Source organism: Pseudarthrobacter sp. CCNWLW217 (assembly GCF_037203985.1).
Lineage (GTDB): Bacteria > Actinomycetota > Actinomycetes > Actinomycetales > Micrococcaceae > Arthrobacter.
In genome coordinates, this window is record NZ_JBBCBT010000024.1 from 25,185 (window position 1) to 34,650 (window position 9,466).

At 64.4% G+C, this 9,466-nt stretch carries 13 protein-coding genes; 11 read left to right on the plus strand and 2 right to left on the minus strand.

Annotated features, from left to right (window positions below):
* Positions 1-6: 6 nt before the first annotated feature.
* From V9L18_RS20490 to V9L18_RS20510, 5 genes are all read left to right on the plus strand, one after another.
* Positions 7-1,113 carry a FecCD family ABC transporter permease gene (locus V9L18_RS20490; protein WP_337348992.1) on the plus strand — a complete coding sequence of 369 codons (1,107 nt, stop codon included), beginning with the start codon at positions 7-9 and terminating at the stop codon, positions 1,111-1,113.
* A 71-nt stretch (positions 1,114-1,184) separates the two neighbouring features.
* The gene (locus V9L18_RS20495) at positions 1,185-2,219 is read left to right on the plus strand and encodes a FecCD family ABC transporter permease (RefSeq protein ID WP_337349003.1); all 1,035 of its coding nucleotides are present in this window, start codon (positions 1,185-1,187) and stop codon (positions 2,217-2,219) included.
* A 1-nt stretch (position 2,220) separates the two neighbouring features.
* Positions 2,221-3,048: an ABC transporter ATP-binding protein gene (locus V9L18_RS20500; protein WP_337348993.1), complete on the plus strand. Its 828-nt coding sequence runs from the start codon at positions 2,221-2,223 to the stop codon at positions 3,046-3,048.
* Complete coding sequence (locus V9L18_RS20505; RefSeq protein ID WP_337348994.1) at positions 3,045-4,085, plus strand: siderophore-interacting protein; 1,041 nt, start codon at positions 3,045-3,047, stop codon at positions 4,083-4,085. The genes V9L18_RS20500 and V9L18_RS20505 overlap by 4 nt, the downstream gene beginning before the upstream one ends.
* A 130-nt stretch (positions 4,086-4,215) precedes the next feature.
* Entirely contained in the window at positions 4,216-5,010 is a 795-nt protein-coding gene (locus tag V9L18_RS20510) for an SGNH/GDSL hydrolase family protein (protein WP_443197983.1), read from the plus strand.
* On the opposite strand, the gene V9L18_RS20515 is transcribed toward V9L18_RS20510, so the two are convergent.
* A complete protein-coding gene (locus V9L18_RS20515) occupies positions 5,007-5,294 on the minus strand; it encodes a YciI family protein (RefSeq protein ID WP_337348996.1) in 288 nt (95 codons plus the stop codon). The two genes, V9L18_RS20510 and V9L18_RS20515, sit on opposite strands and share 4 nt — an antisense overlap.
* Before the next feature lie 81 nt (positions 5,295-5,375).
* Here V9L18_RS20515 and V9L18_RS20520 point away from each other — a divergent pair, with 81 nt between their 5' ends.
* The 6 genes from V9L18_RS20520 (at position 5,376) to rpsN (ending at position 8,971) form a co-directional block, all read left to right on the plus strand.
* The gene (locus V9L18_RS20520; RefSeq protein WP_337348997.1) at positions 5,376-5,855 is read left to right on the plus strand and encodes a MarR family winged helix-turn-helix transcriptional regulator; all 480 of its coding nucleotides are present in this window, start codon (positions 5,376-5,378) and stop codon (positions 5,853-5,855) included.
* A 57-nt stretch (positions 5,856-5,912) separates the two neighbouring features.
* Positions 5,913-7,205, plus strand: a complete 1,293-nt coding sequence (locus tag V9L18_RS20525) for a glycosyltransferase 87 family protein (protein ID WP_337348998.1) — start codon at positions 5,913-5,915, stop codon at positions 7,203-7,205.
* Positions 7,206-7,220: 15 nt separating this feature from the next.
* Entirely contained in the window at positions 7,221-7,982 is a 762-nt protein-coding gene (locus V9L18_RS20530) for an SGNH/GDSL hydrolase family protein (RefSeq protein WP_337348999.1), read from the plus strand.
* 276 nt (positions 7,983-8,258) lie between these two features.
* Complete coding sequence (gene rpmB / locus V9L18_RS20535) at positions 8,259-8,495, plus strand: 50S ribosomal protein L28 (RefSeq protein WP_104043693.1); 237 nt, start codon at positions 8,259-8,261, stop codon at positions 8,493-8,495.
* Positions 8,495-8,662: a 50S ribosomal protein L33 gene (gene rpmG / locus V9L18_RS20540; RefSeq protein WP_013602737.1), complete on the plus strand. Its 168-nt coding sequence runs from the start codon at positions 8,495-8,497 to the stop codon at positions 8,660-8,662. The genes rpmB and rpmG overlap by 1 nt, the downstream gene beginning before the upstream one ends.
* A 3-nt stretch (positions 8,663-8,665) precedes the next feature.
* On the plus strand, positions 8,666-8,971 hold the full coding sequence (rpsN, locus tag V9L18_RS20545) for a 30S ribosomal protein S14 (RefSeq protein ID WP_015938870.1): 306 nt from the start codon (positions 8,666-8,668) through the stop codon (positions 8,969-8,971).
* 251 nt (positions 8,972-9,222) lie between these two features.
* Here rpsN and V9L18_RS20550 read toward each other — a convergent pair.
* Positions 9,223-9,466 (minus strand): hypothetical protein (locus V9L18_RS20550; protein ID WP_337349000.1); only part of this gene is annotated, 244 nt, incomplete at its 5' end.

Consider the following 9,466-nt stretch of genomic DNA (forward strand, 5'->3'; position numbering starts at 1 on the left):
CGTCCCATGACGGAAAGTACGACGGCGGCACCCGCCGAGGTGCGACATCCCGGCGCTTTGGTGCCGCGGAAGGCCCGAGATCTCACCCCTCGGAACCGTGACGCCGCCCGCCCGCGCCTCGCAGCCAGGCAGACCGCCTGGCTGCTGGCCGCCGTCGTCGTACTTGCTTTGCTAACGGCCGCGTCGCTGGCCATCGGTGCCCGTGGACTGACTCTGGCCACCGTATGGCAGGCCCTTACGCAGTTCGACCCCGCCAACGGCGACCACGCCGTGGTCCACGCCCGTATCCCTCGCACCGCCCTCGGCATCCTGGCCGGCGGCGCCCTGGGCCTTGCAGGCGCTGCCATGCAGGGCGTCGCCCGCAACCCGCTGGCGGATCCGGGCATCATGGGCGTCAACGCCGGAGCCGCGCTGGCGGTAGTCACCGGGATCTACCTTTTTGGCGTCACCTCCCTCAGCGGCTACATCTGGTTTGCCTTCGTCGGTGCCGCAGCCGCCGCCGTCGTGGTTTACCTCATCGCCTCCATGGGCCGGGATGGTGCGACGCCGGTCAAGCTGGCCCTCGCCGGGGCCGCCCTCAGTGCCGGGCTGTACTCCCTCATGAGCGTTATCCTCGTCTCCAGCCAGGACACACTGGACCGCTTCCGTTTCTGGCAGGTCGGCGGGATCGCTGGCCGCGAATGGTCCGTGGTGCTCCCGGGCTTGCCGTTCCTGGCTGTCGGGGCCCTCATCATTCTGGCCACCGGCCGCGTCCTGAACAGCCTGGCTCTCGGTGACGACATCGCCCGCGGCCTCGGCCAGCGGGTTGGCCTGACCCGGGCCGTGACGGCCCTGGGCATTGTGCTGCTGTGCGGCTCCGCGACGGCGCTGGCCGGGCCCATCGGCTTCGTTGGCCTGGTCATTCCGCACGCGGTCCGGTCGCTCACCGGTCCCGACTACCGCTGGATCCTGCCGTTCTCCCTGGTGCTGGCCCCGGCACTGCTTCTGGGTGCAGACGTCATCGGCCGCGTGGTGCTGCTCCCGGGCGAGGTCCCGGCCGGCATCATGACGGCACTGGTGGGTGCGCCAGTCTTCGTCTGGCTGATCCGCCGCGGCAAGGGAGCCGGATTGTGAACCTCGTCGAAACCAAACCCCCCGTTGACCTATCACTTCCGGTTGCTAAAACAGGGTCTAAGCGACCAAAACTGATAGCGCAACACTGGCGGACCGCCGTTCTGGCCTTTGGCGTCGTCCTCCTGTTCGCCGCAACTATCCTGCTGGGCAGTTACACCGTGACTGTGCCGGACTTTTTCAAGATCCTGATCGCCCACCTCACCGGCGGCGAAAGGATACCGGGCGCCAGTTTTATCGTGATGGAGAACAAACTGCCCCGGGCGGTCATCGGCATCATGATCGGCGCCGCCTTCGGCCTGTCCGGCGGACTGTTCCAGACCATGCTCCGTAATCCGCTGGCCAGCCCCGATGTGATCGGCATCAGCTACGGCGCCAGCGCGGCAGCCGTCACTGCCATCGTGGTCTTCGGCGCCACCGGGCCGGCAGTGTCCGGCGCGGCGCTCGGCGGCGCGCTGGGCATCGCGGCGCTCATCTACGCCATCTCCCGTGGACCGTCGCTGGGTTCCGGCGGCGGCAACCGCGGCAATGCTGCCGGCAGCCGCCTCATCCTTGCGGGAGTGGGCATCGCCGCCGCCCTGCACGCGGTGGTCAACTTCCTGATGACCCGCGCGGACATCCGCACGGCAGCGGACGCGCTCGTGTGGCTCAACGGATCGCTCAATTCGGCCAACTGGGAGCGTGCCGGCATGCTGGCGCTGGCGCTCCTGGTCCTGGTCCCCGCCGTCATCGCCCTCGCCGGACCGCTCCGGATCCTGGAACTCGGCGACGACGCCGCGGCCGGGCTGGGTATCCGCGTCGGGTTCACCCGCCTCGCCGTGGTGATCACCGCCGTCGGACTTGCAGCGGTGGCGACGGCGGCCGCCGGCCCGGTCTCGTTCGTCGCCTTCCTCGCCGGTCCCATCGCCCGGCGCTTTACCCGGAAAGCCAGCCTCCCGGCGTCGGCCCTGGTAGGCGCTCTGATTGTCCTCGCCGCCGACTACTTTGCGGCCAACCTAGCTCCCTTGCTGCTGGACGGCACCGTGCTGCCCGTCGGCGTAATCACCGGCGCGCTTGGTGCCCCGTTCCTGCTGTGGCTCCTGGTCACGGCCAACCGAAAGGATGCCTGACATGGCGGTTCTTAGCGCCCAGGACCTCACGCTGAAGTACGACCAGCGCTGCGTCGTGGACGGCCTCACAGCGGAAATCCCGGAGGGGAAGGTGACCATGATCGTGGGCGCCAACGCCTGCGGCAAATCCACGCTCCTGCGGGGCCTGTCACGCCTTCTCAAACCGGCGGGCGGCGTGGTGACGCTGGACGGCAAGGACATCCACTCCCGCCCGGCCCGGGAACTGGCGCGCACCCTGGGGCTGCTGCCGCAGCATCCCACGGCGCCGGACGGTATCGCCGTGCGCGACCTCGTGGGCCGCGGGCGCTATCCGCACCAGGGCTTCTTCCGCAACTGGAGCCCGGGTGACTTGTCACACCATGATCTCGCGGTGCAACGGGCGCTGGAAGCCACAGAAACGCTGGAACTCGCTGAGCGGAACGTCGACGAACTCTCCGGCGGCCAGCGCCAGCGCGTCTGGATCGCGATGGCCCTGGCCCAGGAGACCGACGTCCTGCTGCTGGATGAACCCACCACATACCTGGACCTGGCCCACCAAGTGGAAGTCCTGGACCTGGTCACGGACCTGAACCGCAAGCGCGGCACCACGGTGGCCATCGTCCTGCACGACCTCAATCTTGCCGCCCGCTACGCGGACCACGTGATCGCCATGAAAGGTGGCGAAGTGGTGGCCTTGGGCGACCCCACCACCGTTGTCACCGAAGAGCTGGTCCGTACCGTCTTCGGCCTGGAGTCCCGGGTGATTCCTGATCCGGTCTCCGGCACGCCACTGATCATTCCCATCGGCCGTCACCACGCCACCGCCACCGAATTGGAGCTCGTTTCATGAAAACCCGCGAAGTCGCCGCCACCGAGCCCATGACCCTGGCGTTCGAAGTCACCGTCTCTTCCGTGGAAGAGCTGAGCCCCAACTTCCGCCGGATCACCTTCGGCGGATACTGCCTGCGTGACTTCGGCGTGAACGGGGACACCCTGGACCTGCGGATCAAGCTGATGATTCCTTCACTGGCCGAGGACGGCACGGAGCTTCCCCTGCCGGCCTTCGAAATGACGCAGGCGGGCTGGTACCGCGAATGGTTGGCCATGGACCCAGCCGTGCGCGGCTCCATGCGGACCTACACTGTCCGGAAATCGCGGCTGGATTCGGTCTACCCCGAGATCGACGTCGATTTCGTGATGCATTTCGACGCAGACGGCCACGGAGGTCCGGCCGCCAACTGGGCCCAAAACGCCAAGCCGGGCGATGCGATCACCATCATCGGCCCCAACAACCGGGCCGCCCAGTGCTACACCGCCGAGATCTATGGCGGCATCGAATGGCGGCCCGGCATGGCCCAGCGCGTCCTGCTCGCAGGCGACGAAACCGCGGTCCCCGCCATTTCGGCCATCCTGGAAAACCTCCCGCCGTATATGACCGGCCACGCCTTCCTGGAAGTGCCGCAGGCAGGGGACTTCCTTGACCTCAAGACGGACGCCAACGTCGAGATCACTTGGCTGGCCCGCGGCGCGGCGATCGGCCGTTCCCGCCCGCACGGCGAACTGCTGCAGCAGGCAGTGCGCGCGGCCGTCCCCGTTCCGGGCTGGGTGGGCATCAAAGAGTCCGACGGCGGCGCAGGCCCGGAGCCCGAGGACGTCAATGTGGACGTGGACATCCTCTGGGAGACTCCCGCGCGGATGGAGACTGCCGAGATCGAGGCCACCAAGAACCCCGATATGCCAGCTGGAGCCATGCCGTTCTACGCTTGGATCGCCGGGGAGGCGGCCGTTATCAAGGACATGCGGCGGTACCTCGTGCGGGACGTTGGGATCGACCGCAAGCAGGTCGCGTTCATGGGTTACTGGCGTCAGGGCAAGGCCGAGCTCTAGCCTCGCTTCCAAGACCCTCTCTCACTTCCTGTCGCTTGCCGTTAACCCAGGCGTTGTCTTCGTTGCCTAGGGTGGCGGGGTGTGCGCTGATTCTTTGCTTCCCTCAAGTGGGCGGCGTGTCTTTGTCGCCTTGGGGGACTCATTTACGGAGGGCGTGGGGGACCGGGACGAACGCCTGCCCAACGGCGTGCGGGGCTGGGCAGACCGGGTAGCCGAGAAACTGGCCAAGGCTGAGCCTGGCTGGAGGTACGCCAACCTTGCCATACGGAGCAAGCGGCTCCGGCAGATCATTGGTGAACAGCTCGAACCCGCCCTGGCGATGCGGCCCACGCTTGTCACGTTGTACGCCGGCGGAAATGACATCCTGGACCTGGGTACAGACATGGCGGCGCTGATGGAGGACTACGAAAAACTGGTAGCCAGCCTCGCCGGGACTGGTGCCACGCTGGTGCTGTTCACTGGGTTCGACGTCAAGGTCTCCGCCCTCCTGGAACCCCTGAAGAAGCGGAACACTGTCTACAACCAGGGTGTGCGGGAGATTGCTGCGAAGTACGGCGCCGTCCTGGTGGACTACTGGTGCCTGGACGCTTTCCACGACCGGCGCATGTGGGATTCAGACCGGTTGCACATGTCTAAAGCAGGCCATAAGTATCTGGCCGGACAGGTCCTGGATCAGCTGGGTATTCCACACAAGATCAAGCCCAAGGAATGGGACCCGCCCGCCAGGCCCAGCCTGCGCGAATGGGAGAGGCGCCAGCGCCGCTGGGTCAATGACTGGGTCCTGCCACTGTTCGGACGCAAGATCAGGGGCATTACCTTGGGTGATGCCCTCAGCCCGCGCTGGCCCGAGCCGGTGACGGTGCCGCGGAAGGGCGGCCTGAAGAAAATTGCTGGGGAACAGCCGGCGCAGGCCCGTCCTACCTAGGCTTCCAGCAGGTTCTCGAAGCCTTTTGCCACGCTGGTGGCTTTGAATTCGATGATTTCGAACTCGGCCACACCGTTGCTGAAGAAAGGGTCCCGGGCCAACGATGCATCAAGGGTGGCGCGGTCCACGCTTGAAAGCAGCACGCCGCCCACCGCAGGAACCCGGCGTCCGGACGCAAGGAAGATGCCGGCGTCGAACGCTTCTTTGACCCAGGCCATGTGGGCCGCACGGTGGTAATCCACGATGTCCTGGGGCACCTTGTAGGTCAACGAGACAACAAACATAGGGTCAGCCTACCGGGACGCGCCCACCGCACCCGTGCGTCAGTTGAACTCTCAACCACCTGCAGCTTCTACAATGAGCACATGACCGAACCGCGCTGGCTCAACGCCGATGAACGCCGTGCCTGGCTGGCCCTCCTGAGCATCAACACCATGCTCCCGGCGGCCTTGGATACCCAGCTGCACGCCGCAGGCAAAGTGTCGCTGTTCGACTACAACGTCATGGCGATGCTCTCCGAGGCCGAGGGACGTTTCCTCCCCATGAGCGAACTTGCGGCCCGCACCAGTTCCTCATTGTCACGGCTGTCCCACGTGGTCACCAAGCTGGAGAAGCGCGGCTGGCTGGAGCGGAGGCCGCACCCGGGAGACGCACGAGTCACCACGGCGCACCTGGCCGACGCCGGCATGGCAACCTTGGTGGCGCTCGCACCTGGACATGTGGAAGCTGTTCGGGTGAAGTTCCTCGACGCGCTCACGGAGCGGGACGTGGCGGACCTGGCGAGGATCGGCGAGAAAATCGTGGCCCGCCTGGATGACGACCACTGGATCCTCCGCGAATCCTGAACGTTACCGGCAATCCAACTTCTCCCCGCTTACAAACTCTGAACAGAGAGCTTCTCCATGCACGCACAAAAGCCTGGTCCCGTCGACTTCTTAGCTAGAAAAAGCAGCGTCCTGGCCGCCTTTGTCGCCATGCACTTCCTGTTCCTGCTCTTGCTCACTCCGCGCATCGCGGCGGGGGAGACGTACGAGGACGTCAGCCTTTACCGCGACTGGGCTTTCCTGGGCCTGGACGAAGGGACCTGGCAAGGTGTCGACGTTCCCTGGGTTTACCCGATCGGAGCAATGTTCCCCATGCTTGCCGCCAGCGTTTTTGGGCCAGGCCAGTACATGCTCGGGTGGTTTCTTTTGTGCACTGTCCTGAACTTAGGGGCCGTGGCGTCGCTCCTGGTACACCCGGCAATCAAATTCGGCTGGCAAGCGGCGTATTTATGGATCATCCTGACCGCCGTGCTGGGTCCGCTTAGCTTCTCGCGGGTGGACGGCGTATCCGCCCCCATAGTGGTAGTCGGCCTGGTACTGGCAGTCAGCCACCCGGCGATAGCCTCCGCCGTGCTTTCCGTGGCGACCTGGATCAAGGTCTGGCCCGCGGCTGTGGTGCTCGCCCTGGTCTTGTCCAGCAAAGCATGGCTCAAGGTTGTTTTGGCTGGCGCAGCAGTGTCTGCATTCATGGTGGCTGGAGTTTTAGCCGGCGGAGGCGCCCGCAACCTGCTTGGCTTCATCCAGGCGCACGGCGAACGGGGTATGCAGCTTGAGGCTCCCCTGACCACCCCTGGACTATGGCAGGCCGTCCTGGGCCTCGGAACTGTTGTGCACCCGAACTTTGCGATCGTGACGATGGAAATTCGCGGCGAACTGGCGGATCAAGTGGGTGCTTTGATGAACCCCCTCCTTGCCGCCAGCCTGCTGCTCATCGCCATCCTCATCCTTGCCGCTGTCCGTCGGGGCGCTCCCCGCCAGGAGGTCCTGATGGTCGGTGCCCTGGCCTTGGTCTCCGCCATGATCGTGTTCAACAAGGTGGGCTCCCCGCAGTTCATGTTGTGGCTCGTTGCTGTGGTGAGCGTTGGCGTTGCCATGAGTGGACGGAAATGGGCCGTGCCCGCAATCTCCGTCGGCGCGATTGCGGTCCTCACCACCCTTGTCTATCCGTTGCTATACAAACAGCTGATTTATGCCTTGAATCCCGGGGCCGCCCTGCTGCTGACGGTACGCAACGCACTGCTGGTCATGCTTTTGTGGTGGACAGTGGTGGCTCTGTCCAGGATGGCGCGACCACTGCAAACGGGCAGGCGCAGCCAGCCGGCCATTACCGAACCCGGATCGGAACAGCACTTGGTTGCTCCCAGCAACTGATGGCACACTGACGCTATGGACTTTTCGGCCCGGTACGTAGCCCTTGGTGACTCCTTCACGGAAGGGGTAGGCGACGAGGACGCCACCCGGCCCAACGGCGTCCGCGGGTGGGCCGACCGAGTGGCAGAGCAACTCGCCGCAGCGAACCCGGACTTCGGTTACGCCAACCTTGCCATCCGCGGCCGGAAACTCCGCCAGATTATGGTCGAACAGGTGGACGCCGCCGTCGAACTTCAACCCACCTTGGTGACCATCTATGCCGGAGCCAACGACATCCTTCGGCCGCGGATCGACATCGACGACCTGCTGGCCGAGTACGACGACGGGATCCGCAAACTGAGCGCCACGGGTGCCACTGTGGTCATGTTCACTGGGTTCGACGCCCGCGGCTCCAAGGTCTTCAGCACCATGCGGGGACGCACCGCCATCTACAACGAGCTGGTCCGGGGAATAGCGGGGGACCACGGCGCCCTGCTGGTGGACTACTGGCGCTTCAACGAGTACTACGACTGGGGTATGTGGGCCCAGGACCGGATGCACATGTCGGCCGCCGGACACGCGAACATGGCCAGGCGCGTCCTGGATGTGCTCGAACACGACCACTCCATCGAGGTCCCGCCCATGACGCCGGTACCCGAACTCGGCCGGGTGGACGCCCTCCGCGCCAATGCCCGCTGGGTCAAGGAATTCGCCGGCCCGTGGGTGGTCCGCCGCGTTACGGGCAAGTCCTCCGGCGACGGCCTGGCGCCGAAATATGCCCAGCTGATACGCCCCTAAACGGGGGAATCCGGGATGGTGTGGCAGGAGGCGCCTATACACCATCGCGGCCGGGATTGGTCTTTAATTGCCTGAACTCGTAGACTTGGTAGGCGCTAAGTGCGCGGAGCGTGCGCAATTGCTCCGGTGGCCCGGTAAATTTCTCCAGGGTAGCCGGTAGTTAGGGGCTCAAGTTGCGTGACTAACCGTTCACCCTGATCACTTTGGGTCGCACTTACACGCATGATCCTGCAGCAGATATGCGGATCATTACATTCAATTCTTTGAGGAGAAGTCATGGCAGCACACTGCCAAGTGACCGGAGCCGAGCCGGGCTTTGGGCACAGCATTTCGCACTCGCACCGCCGCAACAAGCGTCGGTTCGATCCGAACATCCAGAAAAAGCGCTACTGGGTTCCGTCCCTGCGCCGTAATGTCACGCTGCAGGTTTCTGCAAAGGGCATCAAGACCATCGACGTACGCGGCATCGACGTAGTCGTCGCCTCTATCCTTGCTCGGGGAGTGAAGCTCTAATGGCTAAGGACAAGGACGTACGTCCGATCATCAAGCTCAAGTCGACTGCGGGCACGGGTTACACCTACGTAACCCGCAAGAACCGTCGTAACGACCCGGACCGCATGGTTCTGAAGAAGTACGACCCCAAGATCCGCCAGCACGTCGAATTCCGAGAGGAGCGCTAAACCATGGCTAAGAAGTCCAAGATTGCTCGCAACGAGCAGCGCAAGGTCATCGTTGAGCGTTACGCTGCAAAGCGCCTCGAGCTGAAGAAGACCCTGGTTGACGAAAACGCAACCGACGAAGCACGCGAAGCTGCACGCCTCGGCCTGCAGAAGCTGCCCCGCAACGCCTCCCCGATCCGTCTGCGTAACCGCGACATCATCGACGGCCGTCCCCGCGGTACCTTCCAGAAGTTCGGTATCTCCCGTGTTCGCTTCCGCGACATGGCTCACCGCGGTGAGCTCCCGGGCATCACCAAGTCTTCCTGGTAATCCAGCACCGCTGATTCCAGCTGCTTGAGAAGGGCCGGCAACCATTTGGTTGCCGGCCCTTCTGCGTTTAAGCGCTGCCCGCCCGGGCTGTACGCACACGGCTGGATTGCTGTGTTGCAGCACACAGGAGGAAAGTGCGACGGCGGCTGGGCGGCCGGGTGCACCAGCGGGCCGTCCTGCCGCGCAACGGCGGGGTTTAAGACCCCTTCGAGGGTGGATTTGCGGTGGGGGTTGAGTGGGTGTATTGTTTTCTAAGTCGCCGCGAGGGAGACAGCGAAGAGCTGGTTACCGCGGGCGGCCAAACCCCCAAATTCAAGACCAAATTCTGGTAGCTCATTAGAGCGCCTCAATGAGGTGGGAATCGGGTTCCTGCCGATATAGATCCTGAAATACGGATTTGCATCGGGGCTGGAAACCGGGTAAGTTTGAAAAGTTGCTCCGGAGCGATCCATGGCTGTTGTTTGGTTGTGGTGGTGCCGGGTGTGTCTGTTGTTT

Bases quoted from the DNA above. Each gene is read 5' to 3' on its own strand.
- V9L18_RS20490 (WP_337348992.1), top strand. From the start codon at position 7: ATGACGGAAAGTACGACGGCGGCACCCGCCGAGGTGCGACATCCCGGC.
- V9L18_RS20500 (WP_337348993.1), top strand. From the start codon at position 2,221: ATGGCGGTTCTTAGCGCCCAGGACCTCACGCTGAAGTACGACCAGCGC.
- V9L18_RS20505 (WP_337348994.1), top strand. From the start codon at position 3,045: ATGAAAACCCGCGAAGTCGCCGCCACCGAGCCCATGACCCTGGCGTTC.
- V9L18_RS20515 (WP_337348996.1), bottom strand. From the start codon at position 5,294: ATGTTTGTTGTCTCGTTGACCTACAAGGTGCCCCAGGACATCGTGGAT.
- V9L18_RS20520 (WP_337348997.1), top strand. From the start codon at position 5,376: ATGACCGAACCGCGCTGGCTCAACGCCGATGAACGCCGTGCCTGGCTG.
- V9L18_RS20525 (WP_337348998.1), top strand. From the start codon at position 5,913: ATGCACGCACAAAAGCCTGGTCCCGTCGACTTCTTAGCTAGAAAAAGC.
- V9L18_RS20530 (WP_337348999.1), top strand. From the start codon at position 7,221: ATGGACTTTTCGGCCCGGTACGTAGCCCTTGGTGACTCCTTCACGGAA.
- rpmB (WP_104043693.1), top strand. From the start codon at position 8,259: ATGGCAGCACACTGCCAAGTGACCGGAGCCGAGCCGGGCTTTGGGCAC.
- rpmG (WP_013602737.1), top strand. From the start codon at position 8,495: ATGGCTAAGGACAAGGACGTACGTCCGATCATCAAGCTCAAGTCGACT.
- rpsN (WP_015938870.1), top strand. From the start codon at position 8,666: ATGGCTAAGAAGTCCAAGATTGCTCGCAACGAGCAGCGCAAGGTCATC.